General features: G+C 45.1%; 23 protein-coding genes. 3 read left to right on the top strand and 20 right to left on the bottom strand.

What is annotated here, in order from left to right:
- Positions 1–15: 15 nt before the first annotated feature.
- The 18 genes from DEO27_RS02805 to DEO27_RS02720 all read right to left on the bottom strand — a co-directional run bounded on the left by DEO27_RS02805 (position 16) and on the right by DEO27_RS02720 (position 16,218).
- Positions 16–771, bottom strand: coding sequence for a metallophosphoesterase family protein (locus DEO27_RS02805; protein WP_112569516.1), 756 nt, complete (start codon positions 769–771; stop codon positions 16–18).
- Between the two features lie 57 nt (positions 772–828).
- Positions 829–2,022, bottom strand: coding sequence for an alpha-D-ribose 1-methylphosphonate 5-triphosphate diphosphatase (locus DEO27_RS02800; RefSeq protein WP_112569514.1), 1,194 nt, complete (start codon positions 2,020–2,022; stop codon positions 829–831).
- Between the two features lie 271 nt (positions 2,023–2,293).
- Complete coding sequence (phnE, locus tag DEO27_RS02795) at positions 2,294–3,085, bottom strand: phosphonate ABC transporter, permease protein PhnE (protein ID WP_190295302.1); 792 nt, start codon at positions 3,083–3,085, stop codon at positions 2,294–2,296.
- A 17-nt stretch (positions 3,086–3,102) separates the two neighbouring features.
- A complete protein-coding gene (phnE, locus tag DEO27_RS02790; protein ID WP_112569510.1) occupies positions 3,103–3,900 on the bottom strand; it encodes a phosphonate ABC transporter, permease protein PhnE in 798 nt (265 codons plus the stop codon).
- Positions 3,897–4,697 (bottom strand): phosphonate ABC transporter ATP-binding protein, encoded by an 801-nt coding sequence (locus DEO27_RS02785; protein WP_112569508.1) that lies wholly within the window; start codon positions 4,695–4,697, stop codon positions 3,897–3,899. Before DEO27_RS02785 ends, phnE (DEO27_RS02790) begins: the two co-directional genes overlap by 4 nt.
- 212 nt (positions 4,698–4,909) lie before the next feature.
- On the bottom strand, positions 4,910–5,836 hold the full coding sequence (locus tag DEO27_RS02780; protein ID WP_112569506.1) for a phosphate/phosphite/phosphonate ABC transporter substrate-binding protein: 927 nt from the start codon (positions 5,834–5,836) through the stop codon (positions 4,910–4,912).
- Between the two features lie 12 nt (positions 5,837–5,848).
- Positions 5,849–6,769: a phosphate/phosphite/phosphonate ABC transporter substrate-binding protein gene (locus DEO27_RS02775; protein WP_112569504.1), complete on the bottom strand. Its 921-nt coding sequence runs from the start codon at positions 6,767–6,769 to the stop codon at positions 5,849–5,851.
- A gap of 2 nt (positions 6,770–6,771) precedes the next feature.
- On the bottom strand, positions 6,772–7,683 hold the full coding sequence (phnD, locus tag DEO27_RS02770; RefSeq protein WP_112569502.1) for a phosphate/phosphite/phosphonate ABC transporter substrate-binding protein: 912 nt from the start codon (positions 7,681–7,683) through the stop codon (positions 6,772–6,774).
- Between the two features lie 9 nt (positions 7,684–7,692).
- A complete protein-coding gene (locus tag DEO27_RS02765) occupies positions 7,693–8,340 on the bottom strand; it encodes an acetyltransferase (RefSeq protein WP_112569500.1) in 648 nt (215 codons plus the stop codon).
- A 15-nt stretch (positions 8,341–8,355) separates the two neighbouring features.
- On the bottom strand, positions 8,356–9,162 hold the full coding sequence (locus tag DEO27_RS02760; RefSeq protein ID WP_112569498.1) for a hypothetical protein: 807 nt from the start codon (positions 9,160–9,162) through the stop codon (positions 8,356–8,358).
- Complete coding sequence (locus DEO27_RS02755) at positions 9,152–10,369, bottom strand: alpha-D-ribose 1-methylphosphonate 5-triphosphate diphosphatase (protein WP_112569496.1); 1,218 nt, start codon at positions 10,367–10,369, stop codon at positions 9,152–9,154. Before DEO27_RS02755 ends, DEO27_RS02760 begins: the two co-directional genes overlap by 11 nt.
- A 183-nt stretch (positions 10,370–10,552) precedes the next feature.
- Positions 10,553–11,263, bottom strand: coding sequence for a phosphonate C-P lyase system protein PhnL (locus DEO27_RS02750; RefSeq protein ID WP_223818148.1), 711 nt, complete (start codon positions 11,261–11,263; stop codon positions 10,553–10,555).
- A gap of 32 nt (positions 11,264–11,295) precedes the next feature.
- Positions 11,296–12,144 (bottom strand): ATP-binding cassette domain-containing protein, encoded by an 849-nt coding sequence (locus DEO27_RS02745; RefSeq protein WP_112569492.1) that lies wholly within the window; start codon positions 12,142–12,144, stop codon positions 11,296–11,298.
- Positions 12,134–13,039: an alpha-D-ribose 1-methylphosphonate 5-phosphate C-P-lyase PhnJ gene (locus tag DEO27_RS02740; RefSeq protein ID WP_112569490.1), complete on the bottom strand. Its 906-nt coding sequence runs from the start codon at positions 13,037–13,039 to the stop codon at positions 12,134–12,136. The genes DEO27_RS02745 and DEO27_RS02740 overlap by 11 nt, the downstream gene beginning before the upstream one ends.
- A 12-nt stretch (positions 13,040–13,051) precedes the next feature.
- Entirely contained in the window at positions 13,052–14,182 is a 1,131-nt protein-coding gene (locus DEO27_RS02735; RefSeq protein WP_112569488.1) for a carbon-phosphorus lyase complex subunit PhnI, read from the bottom strand.
- Positions 14,183–14,185: 3 nt separating this feature from the next.
- Positions 14,186–14,794 (bottom strand): phosphonate C-P lyase system protein PhnH, encoded by a 609-nt coding sequence (phnH, locus tag DEO27_RS02730; protein WP_112569486.1) that lies wholly within the window; start codon positions 14,792–14,794, stop codon positions 14,186–14,188.
- A gap of 1 nt (position 14,795) precedes the next feature.
- Entirely contained in the window at positions 14,796–15,215 is a 420-nt protein-coding gene (locus DEO27_RS02725) for a phosphonate C-P lyase system protein PhnG (protein WP_112569484.1), read from the bottom strand.
- Between the two features lie 292 nt (positions 15,216–15,507).
- Positions 15,508–16,218 (bottom strand): response regulator, encoded by a 711-nt coding sequence (locus tag DEO27_RS02720; protein WP_112569482.1) that lies wholly within the window; start codon positions 16,216–16,218, stop codon positions 15,508–15,510.
- Between the two features lie 283 nt (positions 16,219–16,501).
- On the opposite strand from DEO27_RS02720, the gene DEO27_RS02715 reads away from it, so the two are divergent.
- Genes DEO27_RS02715 through phnN form a run of 3 tightly spaced genes read left to right on the top strand, consistent with a single transcriptional unit; the run spans position 16,502 to position 18,656 of the window.
- The gene (locus tag DEO27_RS02715; RefSeq protein WP_112569480.1) at positions 16,502–17,299 is read left to right on the top strand and encodes an endonuclease/exonuclease/phosphatase family protein; all 798 of its coding nucleotides are present in this window, start codon (positions 16,502–16,504) and stop codon (positions 17,297–17,299) included.
- Between the two features lie 2 nt (positions 17,300–17,301).
- Positions 17,302–18,102, top strand: a complete 801-nt coding sequence (locus tag DEO27_RS02710) for a bifunctional hydroxymethylpyrimidine kinase/phosphomethylpyrimidine kinase (RefSeq protein ID WP_112569478.1) — start codon at positions 17,302–17,304, stop codon at positions 18,100–18,102.
- Positions 18,099–18,656, top strand: a complete 558-nt coding sequence (phnN, locus tag DEO27_RS02705) for a phosphonate metabolism protein/1,5-bisphosphokinase (PRPP-forming) PhnN (RefSeq protein ID WP_112569476.1) — start codon at positions 18,099–18,101, stop codon at positions 18,654–18,656. The genes DEO27_RS02710 and phnN overlap by 4 nt, the downstream gene beginning before the upstream one ends.
- On the opposite strand, the gene DEO27_RS02700 is transcribed toward phnN, so the two are convergent.
- Positions 18,653–19,093, bottom strand: a complete 441-nt coding sequence (locus DEO27_RS02700; protein WP_112569474.1) for a GNAT family N-acetyltransferase — start codon at positions 19,091–19,093, stop codon at positions 18,653–18,655. The two genes, phnN and DEO27_RS02700, sit on opposite strands and share 4 nt — an antisense overlap.
- Positions 19,094–19,508: 415 nt before the next feature.
- On the bottom strand, positions 19,509–20,882 hold the full coding sequence (locus DEO27_RS02695) for a COG3014 family protein (protein ID WP_223818147.1): 1,374 nt from the start codon (positions 20,880–20,882) through the stop codon (positions 19,509–19,511).
- Between the last annotated feature and the right edge of the window lie 107 nt (positions 20,883–20,989).

Here is a 20,989-nt window from a genome sequence, read left to right as displayed (position 1 = left end):
GATGTATAAACTATTTTAAACAAAAAGCAGCGGGATAGCTTCGATAGTAAACTGTTCGGGTTCAAGCACCATTACGCCGTTATTGAACATGGAGCGCGCCACACACGGGCCATAAAGCCATTGCATTTGATCAGACAGCTTGTATTTACCAAAAGGATTGCGCTCGATATGATCATCGTTGCAAATACTAACCCCCTCAAAATGCATGTGCCCGCTAAAGCCTGTACGGCAACCGTTTTCCTCTATAAAGCTCAGGTGCTCATGGTACGCATCCGCTTCCTGCGGAAAACAGGCTTTCACCCCATGCAAATCCGGATAGGCAAAATGCGAGAAGAATACTTTATGCCCGTTAAAATCGCGCACGGCAAAATCAGGAACTGTTTCCAACCAGGCCTTATCCCCCCGGGTCATGAGGGCGTTAAGCTGCACCTCTTCAAAAAGCAGCACACGGCCATCGCTCCATTTCTTGCGCTCAAAAAAGTCAAGCTCATACCAGTTTGCAGGGAAACCCAGACCGCCATCATATTTGGGCAGCTTTTTTACCTGGTATAAATCATTATTGCCGATAACTACCGTACTGCAGTTGGCACGGATCATGGCTATACACTCATGAGCACTGCGGGTATCCAGATAGTAGTACGTATTTACCTTGTACCCTACAATATCGCCAAGGCAAACCACCTCGGTACAACCGGCTTTTTCCAATGCATCAAAAGCCTTGCGTAAGGCTACAATATCTTCATGGATGTCGCCTAAAATCCCTATTTTCATTTTTGAGCCGAAAGCGGAAGGCTGAAAGCTAAATGCTATTCCCTTCCTGTTTATAATTTATACGCCGGTGTTCAATGTGTTTAGTTCTGGTTGTTCGGCAGCTAAGGGCTGTATGGCAAGGCTGTAATCAGCACGGTATTTTACAATACCCTCCACAAAAACATTCAATACTGATGCAAACGACTTTTCGCTGCTGAATGCCACCAGATCGGCCTTTTTACCAATTTCAATACTACCAGTTTCTGTGTCAAAATTTAACAGGCGCGCCGGATTTAACGATACCATGTTAACCGCCTTACTCGGACTAATACCGTTACCTATCATTTTCACCACACTGCCCAACATGGTCGGGAAATGATAATCGCTGCAAAGGATATCGCACAGGTCTTCAGCAATAGCGTCGATACTTGAAAGATTACCGCAATGCGAGCCGCCCCGGTAGTAATTTGGTGCGCCAAGGCAAATCCACAAGCCCAATTCTTTAGCTTTACGGGCCGCAATTAAGGTAGTAGGCATTTCTGATAAAGTGGCGCCGTAGTATTTACCTTCCTCAACATGCTCGATAGTAGTGTCATCGTGACTGCCAAGAATGTATTTATCCTTAAACGTTTCGTAGATCTGCGCACGGTTATTGATCCTGCTTGTTTTATCTATCTGTTTTTGCAAACGTGCCATAGCCTCTTCCGGCGTTATGCCGAATGCTTTGGTACGCAGCTCAATCTGCTGTTCTATGGTATATTGCCTTTGGCCCGGAATATGATCGTTGTAAACCACCATGTACAAACTTTCCAGTTGGCGCATAGGCTCCAGGTAATTCAGCAATCCTTCAGAGTTTGGATCGATGCGGGCATGCAGAAAGTGACGTACCAGCAACGAATGGCGTGTTGCATCAATCTGCCGCGAAAGTTCCATAGCCTCGCTCAGGCTCCGGTTTTTCTCTTCGTTATCAGAAAAACTCACGGCGCTAAACACGGTAGTGATACCACAGGCCGCCGCTCGTGCATCCATAAAATGAAGCGCGAACGGCAATGGAAATCCTGCACCCGAACGCGGGTAAAGCTCTTTCTCCAAATAATCGGTATGGATATCTATGCAGCCGGGAATAAGCCACTGACCTTTCAGATCAATACCTTCGGTAAAATATTTATCCTTTATTATTTCGGCTATAATACCGTTTTCAATGATAACCGAACCGATGAAATCTTCAGTTGGCGTAACGATGCGCGCATTGGTGAGCAGGTGCGTGTTCATTTTATTATCAGATATATTTTATCACTGGTAAAAATATACTCCAATTATTAGCGCGATATTAGGGTGAGGTGAGTAGTTGATTGGAGCCAACCATGTCATTGCAAGGCTCCAGCCGAGTGGTAGTTATTCCCAGGCCTCTGGCCTGTATACGCCATACTTATTTACGGCGGCCAGAGGCCGCTTGATAGTTGCCACTCGGCTGGAGCCGAGCGGCTATGTCTATTCTTTATTCTGAAAATTCATTAATTCTGAAAATTCTGATTCAGACAACCTACCCCAGCTTCCCTTCACCCAAAATCCTTTTCCTTAAATAATCGGATAACTTTTCAACCAAAATAACCAGTATAATAATGATGGTGATAAGCGCGGTTACGTCTTTATAATGCAGCACACTTTTAGCCATCTGTAATTGGAAACCGATACCGCCGCCACCAAAAATACCCAGGCCTATCGCCGCACGCATGTTTACATCAAAGGCATACAGCAAATTGGCGATAAATGAAGGCATAATTTGGGGTATAATGGAGTACCGGATCACCTGCAGGCGACTTGCCCCTACCGAAAAGATAGCCTCTCCCGGACCGCTCTCTACATTCTCGATAATTTCGGTAAAGAGCTTGGCAAATGATCCTATGGTAACAATAACCAGCGTAAGCACACCAGAAAACGAACCCGGGCCAACGGCTATTACAAACACCAGCACCACAACCAACGCCGGTATCACCCGCAGCATGGATACAAATACCTGTGTTATGATACGCACGGCTTTATAAGGCATCGTGTTGGATGCAGCCAGAAAAGCAAGTACAAAGGCTATGAGGCCGCCATACAAAGTACCCAAAAATGCCATGGACAAGGTTTGTAATATAGATATGCCTGTGGATGTATTTTCATACAGGATCTGGTAATTGGGCATAAACATTTCGCCAAGCAAATCGCGCACATAATGAAACTCAGTAAAGATCATTATGGGGTTAAAGTTCAGATAAATGCAGGCTACCAGGATAACAATAGCCGATACCATAAAAATGGTTGCCTTTTGCTTATACCTTTTTGAAGGCATGATAATATCAACCGTACTCATTGCAGCGCCCCCTCTACTTTAAACTTTTTCCTTAACATGTATGATAAGCGCTCGGTACAGAAGATCATGACCATAACCACAATCATGGCAGTAAACGCGCGGTGGTACTGTAGCATACTAAACGAATAATCAAGTTCATAACCAATGCCACCAGCCCCAATCGCCCCTAATATTACCGATAAGCGGATATTGATCTCAAACCTGAACAGCGCGTAAGAAACAAGATTGGGTATAATCTGCGGCATTACGCCAAACCAGATGATCTGTAGTTTGTTGGCCCCTAATGACTCCATCGACTCGATCATTGCCGGGTCTATCTCCTCAATAATATCGGCCAGCAGTTTGCCCAACATCCCTATGCAGCCCAAGGTTAACGATACGATGCCCGGCATCGAACCTAATCCAAAGGCTGCGATCAGCAACAGCAGGATCACTATTTCGGGTACCGACCGCTCCAACCCTATCAGGAAACGGGCTGTATTACGCACCCAGCTATGGGAGATATTGGAAGCCGCCAGTACAGCAAACACTACCGAAAGAATGGTGCCGAATATAGTACCTAACGCGGCGATGGTAATGGATTGAAATGCAGGTTCCAGCATATCTTTGAACGCGGCCCAATCTGGCGGGAACATAAATTGCAGAAAGGATAAGCCTTTAACAATACCTGTTTCCAATTTGTCAAAAGTGGCCCCGCAAACTATCGCGGCCCCTTCGGTAACTGCTATGAGCAAAATGAGCGGGAGCACAAATTTGCGGTACCGCTTAAAACTGTATGTAGCCTGGCCTTTCATATCCTTACAATTTCGGGTGTAGGTACGGCGTGCTCATACTGCTCCATCTGCGCCAGTTCTTCGCCGTAAATATCTTCGAGGGTTTTGTTGGATAACTTGGGATCGCCATCGTAAACAACCTGTCCGTCCTTTATCGCGATGACCCGCGTACAATATTTGGCAGTCATTTCGGGTTGATGAAACACGCCTACAACCGGGATATTTTCTGATAACGGACGGATCAGCTTCATGATCACCTTGGCATTGCTTGGATCCAGGTTGGAGATAGGCTCATCCGCCAGCAACAAGGTAGGCGACTGAAAAATAGCCCTCGCAATAGCTACGCGCTGCATTTCGCCACCGCTTAAACTGCCCGTACGGTTTTGTGCCAGGTGAGCCATCTTTACTTTTTCCAGGGCCAGCAGTGCTTCTTCAGCTTCCTTGTCGGTAAAACCATAAACCAGGCTCCGGATGGTACTAATCTGCCCTAACCGGCCAATCATTACATTCTCCAGTACCGATAGCCGTTTCACCAAATGGTATCCCTGGAAAATAACGCCTATCCGTTCGCGCACATGACGCAGTTGCTTTTTGCTGATCTGACAGATGTCGTGCTTTTTACCGTGCTCATCCTCCACCAATACCGAACCTGCATCGGGTTTTAACAAGCCGTTAAGGCACCGAAGCGTAAGCGTTTTCCCCGCCCCACTTGGCCCCAAAATCCCTACAAACTCTCCTTTTTTAACGGTAAAATCGATACCGTTTAACAACTTACGCCCATTGGGCAGTGTTTTGGTTAAACCTTTTACTTCAATCATCGCGCTTTATGCTTTAGTATACTGTTTTGTTCATAGTTGATGGTTCATGGTTGATGGTTCATAGGTACATGAATAAGAGCCAAAATACACTATCAAACTCTTTGCTATAATCTATGAACTTACTTTTTGCCATGATCCATGAACCATCAACCATGAACCCTTTTTTACTATGATCCATGAACCATCAACTATGAACCCACTCTATGAACTAATTACTTAACTACGTTTAGGTCTTTAATTCCGGAGGCTATTGCTCTGATGCCGTTATACATCGAATCCTGAACGGTCATGTACGAGTAGCGTTCGGGCTGGGAGTGCAACAGTTTCATATAAGGCAAAAAAATACCCGGCTCATCTTTGGCCAGGTTCACATATAAGTTTTGGATCTTTTTAACCAGCTCCTTATTCAAGTCGTTACGTACTACAATCGGGCTGCCTACAATAGGTTTAGATTGCCATAAAACTTTGATCTGATCTGCCTTTACCAAACCCTTCCGTTCAGCAATCTCCAAACCGAATTCGGTAGCGGCACAGCCAACATCTACCTTACCAGATGCCGCGGCAAGCACCGATGCCACATGATTGCCCGCAAAAATGGTTTCCTTAAAAACGTTTTTGTCCGGGTTTAAACCAATGGTGGTCAGGTACGCCCGGGGTATTAAATGCCCCGAAGTTGAAGCCGGATCGGCAAAACAAAGTGTGATGTTTTTGGAACGTTTTTTTAAATCGGCAATACTGTTAATGCCGGTGCGGATATTGGTAAAAATGGTACTGTGGTACATAGACTGTTTCCCATCTTCGCCCGTGGTTATTATAGGGGTAATATCATGCTTTTGCGAGGCCAGCACATACGAAAAAGGACTCAGGTAAGCTATATGTGTTTTCTTTGCCCTTAACGCTTCAATTACCGATGTATAATCGGTAGTGTAAATGAACTCTATCGGCATACCAAGCTTTTTTTCAAGATAATGCTGAAAGGGTTTTATCGCTCCCTTCAATGCTCCGGGATCATCGCTGCCATAAAGCGTAACAATAAGCTTATGAGGAATGCCATTAGCATCCAGATCGGCACTATCACGACAACCGCCGGATACCAGTAACGTACATAATAAAATCAAACACGTTATCAGATTTTTCATCGTTACAGCGTTTTATTTTTGCTTCAAATCCTTTATACTCCCCGCTATTTTGCGCAACTGGTTATATGCCGAATCCTGAATAGGCACGTAAGACATTTCATGCGGGTTGGGCCAGTACAGCAAAACGTATTTTTTAAAGGCTTCAAAATCGTCGTGGTTGGCGTTCAGGTAAGCTTGCTGTACTTTATTAATAAAATCTTTATTCAGATCGGTTCTGATGGCGATAGCATCGTTTACAATCGGCGGTGATGTCCACAGGATCACAATATCCTCGCGATTAATAATATGCTCACGGATCAGCTTTTCCAAAGCCAGTTCGCTGGTAGAGCAGCCCACGTCTACTTTCTCCGACTTCACACTCAAAATAGCGGCGGCGTGGCTACCGGCAAATATGGTTGCTTTGAATGCTTTATCCGGATCGAGGCCAATGGAGTCGAGGTAGCCACGCGGAATAAGATGGCCCGAAGTTGAGGCCGGGTCGGCAAAGCAAAGGGTAAGATTTTTGGCGCGGGCTTTAACATCGGCCATGGTTTTAAGGCCTGTTTTTTTATTGGTAAAGATAATGCTATGGTACACCGTAGGCTTGCCCTTAATACCAAGCGTAACAATAGATGCCAAACCCGGCTTTTGCGTAGCCAGTATATAAGCGTAAGGCGTTAAATGCGCCATGTGGATCTTTTTTGATCGCATGGCCTCTATCAATGCAGGATAATCGGTAGTGTAAAAGAACTCTACTTCCATTCCCAGTTTTTTGGAGAGATAGGCCGCGAAAGGATCAAGCGCCTCACGGTATTGAGCCGGGTTATCACCCCCATATGAGCCTATGAGCAACTTACCGGGTACGCCATTGGCATCCAGATTGGCCTTGTTTTTACAACCGCTTACGGCGGCCAACATGGCTACAACCAGCAAAAAAACATTAAATGTCTTCATGTTTAGTTTGCCTTTAAACTTTTAATGCTGCCTGCTATTTTCCTCAAGCCGTTATACAGTGTATCGTTAGCCACCATATAGCTGCGCCTTGTGGTATCTTTTATAAAGATTTTTACATAGGCTTTCAATATCTCCGGGCGCTCTTTGTTCATATCCAGGTAGGCCTGCTGAATCCGTTTTTGAAGATCTTTATTGATATCACTTTTAACTACAATTGGATCGCTGACAATAGGGTCTGATGTCCAAAGCACCCTGATATCGCCATCATTAATCATTTTGGCTTTAGTCATCAGCATAAAAATGAGATTAGTTGTACAGCCAATATCCGTTTTACCCGATTTTACTGATAATACCGAAGTAAGGTGGTTACCCGCGAAAATGGTTTGCTTAAAGGCGGTATCGGGGTTAAGACCGATAGCGTTTAAATATGCTCTCGGTATCAAATGCCCCGAAGCCGAAGCTGGCTCAACAAAACCAAGAACAAGGTTTTTGGAGTGTGCCTTTACATCATCCATGGTTTTGATATTGCCATGGGCGTTGGCTATAATCACACTTTTGTACGTTGTTGGCTTGCCGTTATTGCCTAAAGTAACTAAAGGAGTTAGTTTTAAAGTACGGGTGGCTATCACGTAAGCAAAAGGCTGCATATCGGCTATATGGGCCTTATTGGCACGTAACGCTTCTATCACCCCGGTATAATCATTACTGTAAATCAGCTCAACCGGCATATTTAATTTCTTCGCCAGATAATCACGCATTTGTTCGCGCACCTGTTTTATCCCTTCTACCCCTTCCGATTGTACAACGGCTATGGTAAGTGTTTGGGGCACGCCGTTGCTATTCAGCGCAGTTTTATTTTTGCATGCCGAAAATGCCGTTAAAGCAATAAGGGCAGCAATGATCAGTTTTTTCATAGGAGATTATTAACAGTACTTATCAATGAATACTTCTAAATTGAGCAGATCGTTAAAGTTTTGTTCCAATGTTTCGCGGTCCCAGTTCCACCATTCGCTGGCCAGCAGCTTTTCGATAGTGGCATCGTCAAATCGCTTTTTGATCACTTTTGCGGCCACGCCAACAGCTATTTCATAAGGGCCAACATCTTTAGTCACTATGGCTCCCGATCCAATGATGGCTCCGGTACCAATATTTACGCCCGGCATAATTACCGCGCCATGGCCTATCCAAACATCATGGCCAATGGTACATTTATGGTCCCGGCGCCACTGAAAAAAATCCTGATCATCCTCGCCTAAACCATAATGGGCACGGCGATAGGTCATGTGATGCTGTGTAACCCTCCATTGCGGATGATTACCGGGGTTGATACGCACACTGTTGGCTATGGAGCAGTATTTGCCTATTTCGGAATAGATGATCTGTACGTTACCGGCGGTATAACTGTAATCGCCAAAGATTGATTCAACCAGCCAAGTACCTGCGCCAAGGGCAGTCCACGGACCAAGGCTGCTGTCTTTCACAATACAACTGGAATGGATATAGGGCTCCTCCCCCAACTGGTGTCCCTGCTTTTGTTCGGTAACCGGCGGGTAGTTTTCAAAATATTTCATCACCAAAAAATTTGATTAAAATTGATGAACAGGGTAATTATCCTTCTTCATAAAATCGGCCAGGTGATGGTACCTCCTGAGTCCGGTAATCGCGATATTGAAGTAATTATCCTCAACAGCCAGGCTTTCGTTGATCTCGCTGATCACTCCGGCCAAATGTTCTTTTTGATTTTTGTTGAGGTTTTGTTCGATGTAGGTTAACGTGATATGACCGATGAAAGGGCGGGTCATTTTAACATCCAACTTTGCCAGTTGTTCATCGGCATAAAAAGCCGACCGGAAGTTTACGATCTGGTTGTAGTCTTCTTCATCTTCAAAAACGCCCAAAATACCTATCGCGGTACCAAAAATGCTCAGTCCGGCCATTTTCATACGAATAAGCGCTTCACCTTCGGTAGATGGTATGGCATTTAAGGCTTTGCCTACTATCGACGGATAAGTTTGTTCCAAGCCGGCATACAAGATATGTTGTTTAAACCTGTCGGCAGATAAAGTATTGGCTACAGTTTGATGAAAGCTTTGAGGAGGGAGCTGATAAAAAGCAGCGCGTGGCGAAAGGTTTAAGCTAAGCTCTTTCTGAATGGCGGTTAGCCGGGCGGTAAGCGGTTCGTTGCCGGGGTTTTCATCCAGCATGGATACTATGGCGAACCCTTCGTACTCCAGCGGTTGCCAGCCATCGTTTTTATAAATAAAATTACCCGCGGGCCGGGCTTCCAACGCCCGTTCCTTGTTCCGCTCTGCCGAAATTTCGTAGACCTGCCTTTTGTTGTAATCATCAAATGCCAGGTCCATGGTGCTTGCTGTTGCCTGCTTATAGCTCATTGGTTAATGATAAATTATTATCCGGTTGATAGTCCTTATTATAATTTATTTTATTGCTGGCCTGCGCCACAATGTGCCCCCTTACAATGGTATGTGTAACCATAGGGATGCCGTCAAGTAGCTTCACGATGACCAGATCGGCATCTTTGCCGGTTTCGATACTGCCAGTATGATTGTTGATCCCTACCGCTTTAGCCGGGTTCAGGGTTGCCATTTTCACCGCTTCGGGCAACGGCATACCCTCTTCATTATATAACTTAAATATAGCATGAATAATAGCCGGCGGGTAGTAGTCGGAACATAACGAATCAACCGCACCTTGTAACACCGCGTCCTTCATGTTCAGGTTACCGGAAAGCGAACCGCCTCTCAATATGTTTGAAGCGCCGCCAACCACATGCATGCCTAATTGGGCAGCATGCTTTGCGGTCTCCATAGTGATAGGAAATTCGCAGATATCTATGCCTAAACCGCGCATATAATCAACTTTTTCTACGCTGTCGTCATCATGTGACGCTACAGGAATGTGTAACTGCTGTGCATGCTTGATCATGGCTTCCAGCTCTTTTCCGGCGATGACCGGCATCGCCAGTTTTTCAATAAAAGCCTGCTCAGCCTCTTCGGCCGATTTACCCATTTTCATGGCGAAGGCTATAAAATATTCCTTGCTAATCTGCCCCTGCCCCGGGGTATGGTCCATTACGGATAACAGCTGTACATAACCTTTATCCATCAGTTCAAAGCAGCTTTCGTAAGCCTTTACACCCGATAGTTCAAACCGTAAGTGGATCTTGTTATTTAAAAGCGTGCTGCCTTTTGAAGCACGATGCACGGTTTCAAAAACCTCATCGCGGGTATATTTACTGCGCGAATGCAATTCGGCCATATCATAGCCGAGGTGCATAGAATGGTAAACGGTAGTAAAGCCGCAACCACTCATTTTGCGTTCCAGCTCACGGAAAGCCACATTGATAGGAATATCGGCACCCGAACGAGGAACGATCTCGGCATCCATAGCATCGGTATGGATATCGATAATGCCCGGCATCAGGATAGCGCCATCAGCATCAATGCTGAAAACGGCAATTTGTTCATCAATTTCAGGAGCGATATGTGTAATAATGCCATGCTCAACCAATACCGAGGTATTTTGAAGCACTTCAGATGGCGTTACCACCGTGGCATTACTGATAATGAATGATCTCATTTTAACGTGTCTTTTTCTTTTTTTAATTCCCTCCCTTGGGAGGGGTGTGTTGGGTTGCGTGATGGCAGGGAGGGGTTTATACGCCTTGCTTCATTGATACGCATATCGATGAAACCCCTCCCTACACCCTCCCAGGGGAGGGAATCGCACATTCCCGCGCTTTTATTTCTTTCAATATACCACTCACTCTACAACCTCTACCTCATTGATCCTGCCAAACTGCAGATCAATCCGCCTGTCGCAAAGCCTTTCCAAAGTATATTCATCATGCGAGATGCACAGCACCGAGGTGCCGTTTTGCTTCAAACCTAATATCATATCAATTACCACATCTTTGGTACGGGCATCAAGCGAAGCCGTTGGTTCATCAATTAGCAAAAACCTTGGTGAAGCGATTATGGCGCGGGCCACATTGATACGCTGTTGCTCGCCACCGCTGAAGGTTACCGGGAAGGCATCAAACAATTCTCCCGGCAGGGCCAGTTCCTCCAGCATTTGCTTTGCCTTATCGCGGGCAACCTGCTTATCTTTTTCTATCCTGAACAGGTTTTCGCAGACCACGTCAACAGCGGTTACACGGGGTATCACGCTCAAAAACTGCGAGCAATAGTTGATCTCGGTTTTGCGCAACTCTATAACGCGATGGTCATCGGCCTTAACCAGGTCAAGACTGCCATCTTTTGAAGTATAAATGATCTGTCCTGATGATGCCAGGTAGGTGCGGTAAATGCACTTCATCAAACTTGATTTACCCGAACCCGATTTACCGGTAAGCCCGATGATCTCCCCCTCCTGCATCGTAAAATTGATATCGCTTAAGGCCTCAATTTTTTTGTTATTGAGGATGTGCAGGTTGAACACCTTGCTCAGGTCATTAACTTCTAATATATTCATCACTAATTAAACAGATGATCTAAAAATTTCATTTACAACAGCGAGCTAACCAGTAGCTGCGAATATTCATGTTGCGGGTCCTGCAAGATCTGGTCGGTTAAGCCGCTTTCTACAATCCGACCGTTTTTCATTACCATTACCCTATCGGTAAGCATCCGGATAACCGAAAGGTCATGCGATACCACGATCATGGCTATGCCCAGATCGGTTTGTAGCTCCCGGATCAGGTCGAGCACCTTAGCTTGTACCGATACATCTAAACCGGTAGTCACCTCATCCAAAAACAAGAGCGGCGGATTATTGGCTATAGCTTTAGAAATCTGCACCCTTTGCTGCATCCCTCCGCTAAAAGTACCCGGGCGGTTATCCATTCGCTGTACAGGAACCTCGGTTTTATTGAGCAGATCTGAAGCCCTTTCACGAATATTGGCTACGTTCATTTGCCCCGCCATGATCAGCTTTTCGGCAATATTACCTCCTGATGAAAAGCCAAAGTTTAACCCATCGCGCGGGTTCTGGTATACCATGCCCATCAGGGTATTGCGGATATAGCGTTTACGCTGGTTTGACTCTTCAAGAATATCCAGCAAACCGTCATTATATGGTTTAAGCCATGCTGAACCGTAAGTTTTTTCCAGATCAAAATACAGCATTTTAACAACCGTACTCTTGCCCGATCCGCTTTCGCCTACAATGCCCAACACTTCGCCGGGATAAAGGTCGAAGCTGATATCGGCACAGGCTACAATACTTTCTGTTTCGGGACAGATGTTTGAACCAAACTCCGGACCAGTTAAATCCAGCGTACGGTCGTTTGGTTCACCGTATATTTTGGTAATGTTGCGCACACGCAGCAACCAGTTATCCTCGTTAAAGGCCATATTCTTGCAGTTGGTCTATGTATTTATTGCTGTATTGATGGGTTTCCTGCTTTTCGCTCTTTTTATCCAGGAAGTTGCTGTCGCTGATCACAAATTTACGCTCGCCCTCGTCCGAGTAGATCTCATCAAGGAAAGCCTTTTTGTAACCTGTTTTATAGCACTCACTTTTGCTGAAATCTTCAATTTCAAAATTCACATCCTCAAACTCCAGCGGTTCAACATCAGTGAAGGGAGGCACAGCATAAAGGCGCTTCTCACGACCGGCACCAAATAAAAACAGCGTTTGAGCCTGATTCAGGTTTGGTGTATCCCAGCGTGGTATTGGTGATGGCGACATGATGTACCTGCCGTTAACCATAACCGGGTAGCCCGCACCCTGCATGATAGCCCCGTGGCGTACATATGATTCATAAAGCGATACATACATTTTGGCATAATCGGCCTCGGCATGCATTTGTAACGTCTTATACTCGTAACGCTCAACCATGCGCAAAGGTTCGGGCAAGGGTACCTGGAAAACGATGATCTGTTTATAGGTAAGCTCTTCTTCGGTGATGCGATGACGGGTTTGAATCAACGTTGCCTCAGCTGTATCAAAGGTTGTTTTGCAACCCGTCATCCCGTTTACAAACTCGCGCAGGTTACAGGCATTTACGCTGGCATCGCTACCCTGATCAATGATCTTGAACACATCCTCCTTGCCGATAACAGCCAGGGTAATGTGCAGGCCTCCCGTACCCCACCCGCGTGAAATAGGCATTTCGGGCGATGAATACGGCACCTGGTGACCGGGGATTGCCACAGCTTTCAAGAGCTTACGGCGGATCTCCTTTTTGGTAGCCTCGTCAATAAAGGCAAAATTGTATTTGTTGGTATACTTGGTATTTTCAATCATGACGTAACGCTTTTAAACCGATTGCATCTGGATCATCTGCTGTTCAACCTCTTTGTTAGTTTTGTTGTTGCGCTCCACCGCAGCGCGGGTATTGCTCAGGCTTGACTGGAAGGTAACATAATGCGGCAGTTTGAGGTGATTGGTAAAGCCCATGGCTTCAACACCTTCGGTATGGTATAAAACAAATTCCTGGTCATTAGCCGGGGCACCCATTTCGGGGCGGCGCATAGCGGTATCCAGCGTGCTCATGCAAATCACTTTGGTTTCGTTATGGCCGAAGCATAAGCCATAGCCAATGGTAAAATATGGCGGGGTGCCCTTTTTAGCGGGTTTGCTGCCCGTGATCATTTCGTTTTCGGTAACCTCAATTTTGCCGATGTAGCGGTTGCGGCCACCAGCGTCTTTTACACGTACAGGCACGGTGCCATAACGAAGCTCACCAACGGTTGGGTGTACCGCACCAAAACCGCGCTGGCTGCTGTAACCCAAAGCCATTAAACCACCGGTTTCGGCACGGGCCATCATTTGCAGCCTGGCCGACCGTGGGGCCGGAAATTTGATAGCTTCGCGGGTAATGTCAACAAGGCTGCGGTCTTCAGTTGGGTCAACCGGGGCCAGCAGGCCTTCCTGCTGTAACAGGTCAATCACTTTACCAAAAGTGCTGATGCCTTCCAGCTTTTCAGGGTCGATCTTAGCATCAAAGCCATCCAAAAATGTTTTTATATCGATAGCCGTTTCGGTAGCCTTGGCGGTATCAAGCGTACGTTGGGTATAGTCCCTCGTAGGCCCGAGGATCTGCCCGCCCGGAATTTCACGGAACGATGCCGAAATCTTGCGTTTAACAAACATCTCGCGGGTATTAATCACTTGCGAATAGTAGTTGCGCTGCAAAGTAGTACGAAAAGCCCTCAATATAAAAGCGGCTTCGTATACATCACCTTCAGCTTGTTTTAAAGCTATGGCTGCATATTCAGGAGCATAAATGCCGCCCTCGCCCATCACCTTATCAATAGCCAGGCGCATTTGCGCCCGGATCTGTTTTATATCAATAGGGGTTGTATCACCTTTTACACGGTAAAACTCGGCCAGTTCACTCGCGTTGTGGATGGCTTCGGTGCCTCCCTTTACTGCTACGTATCCCATGGTTTAGTTTGTTTTAATATAAGTGAAAGCATTGCTGCGGGGAATGCACAGCAGGTTATTTTGCCTGTCGGTAACAATCAGGTCGATGCCTAAAGGATATTCAACATTTTGCTCTTTCAAATAATCAAGCAAAGCCGGGTTGATACCGCTTACGAAAATCTGTGCCTCACCGTTAACACCGGGACCTTTCAGGGTAATGCCCAAACTATTTTCAATAGCATGTTCGCTGATCAACTCCGCTTCGGCTATCAATGTAGCGCTATCTTCAGGATACACCGGCGTGCCAACACGGGCTTTTTCCAAACCTCTGCCGTCATGGTTTTCGGGCAGAAAGATGTATTCGGCAATATCGATACCTGCCTGTTGCGAGGCTGTGTTTACCAGTAAATATTGTGCTATATCGGCACCATTATAACCGGCTATGTGATAGGAAGTATCGGCGTTAAGCAAAGCAAAACCAGTAAGCGCCGATGCCTGGTTTAAACCAACCGGCGGCATAATCTCCATGGCAGGAAAAGTATTGATCTTACCCGGACGGGCCATACTATCAAGCAACAGCCTGAAATGCTGCTGCGCGTCAAAAACGGTATCATAATGTAGTTCTGTTTGCATCTTATTCTTGTTCCATCAGTTTAAAATCAACCCTGGTACGCATGATCTGGTTATATTCCAGTTGTTCGGCTTGTTTGATCAGTTGATATTGCTGGGTTAAAAAAGCCTCAACATCTTTCAGGTCGGCACCCGGTAGTTGGGTTAAGGCATCAATAAATGCTATGCAATAACCGCGAACAGGCTCGTCGCCAAGGCAAATGCCATAACCGCGTTGGCCATTCACAACCAACTCGCATTCGGTAGTCAGGGCCTCGCCCAAATAAAAATCCTGGAACTCGACCGAATCTTCGGCCTGGATCATGGTCATGCAGGTTGAGGGGGCTTTGGCAATTATTACTTCAAAATTACCTTCAACGGAGGCTACGAAATCCCTGAGCGGTTCCAGTTCGCACTCGCATAATATAAAATCCTGTTCTTCCATCGGGCTTAATGATTTAAATCAAAATTAGGCCGCAATTATTTGCGAATAATTAGGGAAGGGATATTGTTTTGTTAGGGGATTGTTAGCCCCCGGCCTCCTAAAGGGCGAGTTTGAATGTCTGAACTCGAATTAAACGAATTATTTGAATTTGTCGAATTTGCCTGACATTCTGTTAATTCCTAAATTCGTTTAATTCGAGTTCAGACAAATGCGAGCATGCGGCCGTGAGGACACGGCCGCCGGGGGGAATAGTTCATGATAATCTTCAAATTCTAAAAATCAAGGTTCAGGCTCACACAAACCGCTCGTTAAACCTATACCCTACCGACCTTACCGTTTCCACAGCATCCTTATACTCTCCCAATTTCTTACGCAGGCCGGCTATCTGCACATCTATTGAGCGCTCGGTGGCAAAGTATTGCGAGCCGTTGATGCGTTCGATGATCTGGTTGCGGGAAAAAACCTTGCCGGGTTGCTTGGCCAGTAGCTCGAGCAGTTTAAATTCGCCTATGGTGAGTTCCAACAATTCATTGTTAATATAAACCTTGTAACTCACCAGGTTCATCCGCAGCACGCCGCATTCAATAGTTTCTTTTATTTCCTTACGGGAGCTTACGACATCATCGGTACTTTTGCGGCGAAGGATCTTTTTTATACGGCTCATCAGTTCGCGCATGCGGATAGGTTTCGTTACGTAATCTTCGGCACCTACTTCAAGGGCGGTAACAGCATCTATCTCATCGTTCTTACCGGTAAGCATCACCAATGGAATATCACGGGTGGCGGGGCTCATTTTAAGGTTACGGCAAAGCTCCAGGCCATCCATTTCGGGCAGCATCCAGTCGGTAACCAGCAGGTCGGTATTATCGGCGTTGATATATTTGAGGGCATCAACCGCGTTGAAAAACATTTTCACCTCGTACCCTTCCTGCACCATATTATATTTCAGGATTTCGAGGATATCATAATGATCGTCAATAATTACCAGCCTGTGTTTCTTCATACCGCCGTTTTACCATACGATATTACTCAACACAGGTGAAGAAAAGATTAGCGCATTGTTAAATCCTAATAACAAAACGTGAATTTACTGTTAAATTAACCCACACAAAACACAAAACAAACCATACACTAACCATTCACTAATATTTCAAAGATCAACTATCATTTTTTGCACGAACCTACTACTACAATTGAGGCCAAACAGCAACTTTAATTAAAAACTAATCATCAGCTAATAATTAACGAATGTTGATTGTACAATTTAGATTGCTGATATTGCTGATGTGGAAAATGTTAAAATTATCACCATAAATACTTGGAAATGTGATGGTGAATACCGGGTGCGCATGGGCATACTTGCCAAACAACTTAAACAATTAAAACCCCATGTTATAGCCTGCCAGGAATGCTTTTACAGCGAAGAAGCTAATGCCGATACCCTGAAGTTTTTGGCTAACGAATTAAATATGAACTACAGTTTTTTACCCGGAAGATCCAAAAAACGCCTGTTTGAGGGCAGGATGGTTAACAGCACATCCGGACTGGGTATATTATCTGTTTATCCGCTTACCGCAACCGAAGGCTTTGATTTGCCCGTAGTACCCGAGGATAACGACCGCAAGGCTTTCCAGGTAACTGCAAATCTGCCATCTGGAAAAAACGTTACCATTACCACAACCCATCTTACGCATTTAGGCAACAATAAAGGTTTAAGAAAAGCGCAGGCCGAAGCGCTTGCCGGTTTTGTCAATGCCAACGCAGCCCATCCGTATCATATTATTTGCGGTGATTTTAATGCTACACCCGATTCTGAGGCGGTTATGGCTTTCAGAGCATTATCAGCTGCCGCCGATTGTTTTACCGAAGGCAATGGCACCGAGCCGAGATACAGTCTTACCGAGGCCTACTATAAAGCCAACAAGCAGGTATGTGTAGATCTTATTTTTACCCTTCCACTACCCGGAAGCGATAAATATCCACAGTTTATCGATTCGGCAGTTGTATTAAATGTACCTGATGAAGAAACCGGCCTGTACCCGAGCGATCATTTTGGCATCACTACCACACTTGTAATACCCTGATTGTGAAAACACCGCATGTATTAGCTATCAGTAGTTTCGCGGTGCATGGCACAGCCAGCTTAAAAACGTTTACTACTATTTTAGGTGAACGGATTTTACCGGTGCCAAGTCTGATGTTAAACGGCCTTACAAATATGGCGCTTGTTAAAAAGCTTGATGTACCATTCACAGAATTGCTTCAAAGCTCATTTGAACTGGCCGCAAACCGCGAGCTCGAGTTGATCCTCTATATAGGCTACCTGGGCAAAGCCGAACAGGTGGATGTGATCATGGCGATGATAAACACCTACCGGCATATCATAAAAACAATTATTGTTGATCCGGTTTGCGGCGATCATGGGCGAGCCTACGTGCCTGCGGATGTAATAGCCCGCTGGCCTGTACTTATCAATCTTGCCCATCTGGTATTCCCTAACCTCACCGAAATCAAGATCCTGACCGGTCATGAGCCCGATGACAATCAACCCAATACATTTTATATCGAAGCATTCCGGAAACAATATCCTAATGCGCAACTGGTTATTACCAGCATTAAAACCGGTGATGATAAAACAGGCATACAATATTATAAGGGTGATGAATGTTATAATTATTGGCACAATGTATTGCCCAAAAACTATGGTGGCACGGGCGACGCATTTTTAGCAACATTTATATTGAACCATTTTTATAATGCCGTAAACTTAGATGAGGCGCTGAAAGCAGCTGCTGATCAAACGTACCAGCTGATCAAAAACTCCATCAACAGTAATTCAAACGACCTGGTACTTTCAACCATAAAACCATTATATCCCCAATCATGAGCAAGTTATTTTATGTTATTGGCGCATCCGGAGCAGGCAAAGACACCCTGATAAATTATGCCCGCAAACAGATCAACGGATCTGAAAATGTGGTGTTTGCACACCGATACATCACCCGTCCGCCGTTTTCGGGCAACGAGAACCATGTTAGTTTAACCAATGAGGAATTCGCGTTAAGGAGCAAAGCCGGCATGTTTGCCTTAAACTGGGGCAGCCATGACAAGTACTATGGTATTGGACAGGAAATAAACAGCTGGCTTAATAAAGGTTTTAACGTGGTTGTTAACGGTTCACGCGAATACCTGCCGGTTGCGCAGCGCCTTTATCCTGATTTAAAAGTAGTATTGATAACGGCCAGTCCTGAAATTATTGCAAGCCGTTTGGCTGTGCGCGGGCGTGAAGATGCAGAGGAAATTGCCAAACGAATAGCCCGCACTGCCGAGCTCAACACCAATCTTGAAAACTGCATCGAGATACAAAATAATGGGGCTGTTGAAATAGCAGGGACAGAGTTGGTAAACCTGATATCAGTAACAGAAAAGCAACTGGCTTAAACCTGCTTTACAAACCCCGAAGACCGGATAGCATAACCCATTTTTTGGTAAAAGGCATGGGCAACCTTCCGGTCATCACGGTTACCGCTATTGATGATTACGGTATTCAGGCCTTTTTCAACGGCATAATCTTCACAGGCTTTAATTAATATTTTACCGATACCGAGGTTACGTGCGGTTTGCTTCACTACAAAAGCCAGCACACGGAGGTATTTGCCATTCTTTTCGTAATAATTCCCTTTTACCAAACCAGCCATGCCAACTATCTCACCGTTATAAACTGCCAGGATTGTTTTATAATCTGGATGGACAAAGATAGATTCCATGCGCACCTGCATTTCAGCCGCCGTAGTCGGATAGCTCAGATCGGTCATCAGGTCGGCTATAATTTCTACGTCGCCCTCATGGGCATCTCTTAGTGTTACCTCGTTCAACATTATATAGTGGAAAAAGCTATATCACTAACAAAATTCTGTTTTAATTATTAGCCTATTATTAGCAAGCTGTAAGAAATAAACAGGATTACAACGACAAAATATACCTACAAAGGGGTATTTCAGGACGAGAATTTTAAATCTATTTTTATAACAGAATCACAAAGAAGTTTTTAAGGGTAAATATATAACCTAAACCCTATCACATAAATCAGCCATCTGTTTAAAAGCAAGTGGCTTTTTTATTTTCAAACATTGAAATTAAACGAATAACTCATTACCGTCGACTGTAGTCAACGGAATGATTGCGATGAGAAAAGGCTTTAGCCAAAATACAGCACATTTTGGGTTAAAGCCGGCCTCTCCCCTTTTTTAGCCGTTGACTAAAGTCAACAACAATAAAGGAAGAAACTCTTGATTATCTCAATGTAGCATAATTATAAAACTGCAACCTGCCTGTACCTTGTACTTTAATGGTTTTAGTTTCTGTAGCGCCCTGCGCGTTTTTGAGTGTAATGCGCACCTGGTTATCCCCTTTTTGTAAGGGAACACGGGTGTAGGAAATATAAGCAGGTAGGCTTTGCCAGTTGCGTGTATCTGCCTTTTCGGATAGTAAACTGTATAACTGTATACCGTAGCCAAGTCCTTCCAACAACCCATTGGTTTTGCCATCGCTTTTGGCCGCTGCACGTAATGAATATTCGGCTATTTTTTTCACCGCCAACCGCGACAGGATGCCGCTCATTTCTTTTAGTGCACGTTGCTGCAACGTTTTAAATGCCAGTTCATTGATATCCTCGGCTTTTACAAGCTGCGCATCCTGATTATTAACGGAGATACTCGCGCTTGAATAATAAGGTGTTTGGGCAACGTATTTTGGGAACGCGACACGAAGGCTTTCAACTGATTTGGTATTTACCCTGTTCCTGTCGCCGTCATAATTAAAGGGAACTACTATACCTCCGGCTGCGTCGGTAAAAAACAGATCACCATTGCTGTTGCGAATGAGGCTGAAAAATAAATCGACCTGTGTTTTTACCGGTGCAAGGCCGTTTTCCCAAAAAAAGATCAGCTCCCCGCCATCCGATGGCTTTACGGGTTCATATTTGATACCAAAGGTTGTTTCAAACTGGTCGGCCTCGGTTGTAAAACCATTCAGCTTTGCCGTGCGGATCACGTCCTCTTCCAACTCAACAGGCATTGTGGTACCGTAATAAGTTTTATCAGGACTTTTCAGATAAATTTCGGCCGCGTTCCTGTACGATATAAAGGCGTTGTTGACATCGTTATTGCTTTCGTACAACATGCCCTGCAGCGTTAGCGCGAAAGCATCATTTGAATAACGACTGTCTTTGTTGTTATACTTATCGCCTTGTTCCTGGGCCTGCAAAGTGATGCGGCGGGCCTCAACTATAGCGTCTTCTGTTTTATTGAGGTATAAATAATTAAGCGCTTTATAATAATGGATCATGAACTTCTCAAAATCCTCGCCTTTATATTTTTGCGATGCCGAGTTAAGCAAAACACCAACGGCAGCGTCTGAGGCGCTGGTTAAACCTTGGTCAAGCAATTGATCGGCCTGGTTAAAGTAGTTGTTGCTGTTTTCGTATTCGCCTTTTAAATGGCAAATCCTCCCCTTCTCCATCAGGTACAGGAGTTTATTGCGGGGTGTCTGGATCAGGCTGTTTTTATCAAGCTCTTTCTCGGCCTGGGGATAGTTACCGGCCGAAACATTTTTATAATAAGGCGCAACACTTTGATTATAGGTTGAACACGCCGATAAAAAAAGCATCAGCCCGATAAAAGAAAATACCCGGAGAATATGCGTACGTAAGTTGACCATTATTAAATGCAAACTGCCCCGAACACGGGCGTACCATGTTCAGGGCAATAATGTAT

Source organism: Mucilaginibacter rubeus (genome assembly GCF_003286415.2).
GTDB lineage: Bacteria > Bacteroidota > Bacteroidia > Sphingobacteriales > Sphingobacteriaceae > Mucilaginibacter > Mucilaginibacter rubeus_A.
The sequence above is the reverse complement of the archived record's forward strand: the minus strand, read 5'-3'. Positions and strand labels throughout refer to the sequence as shown.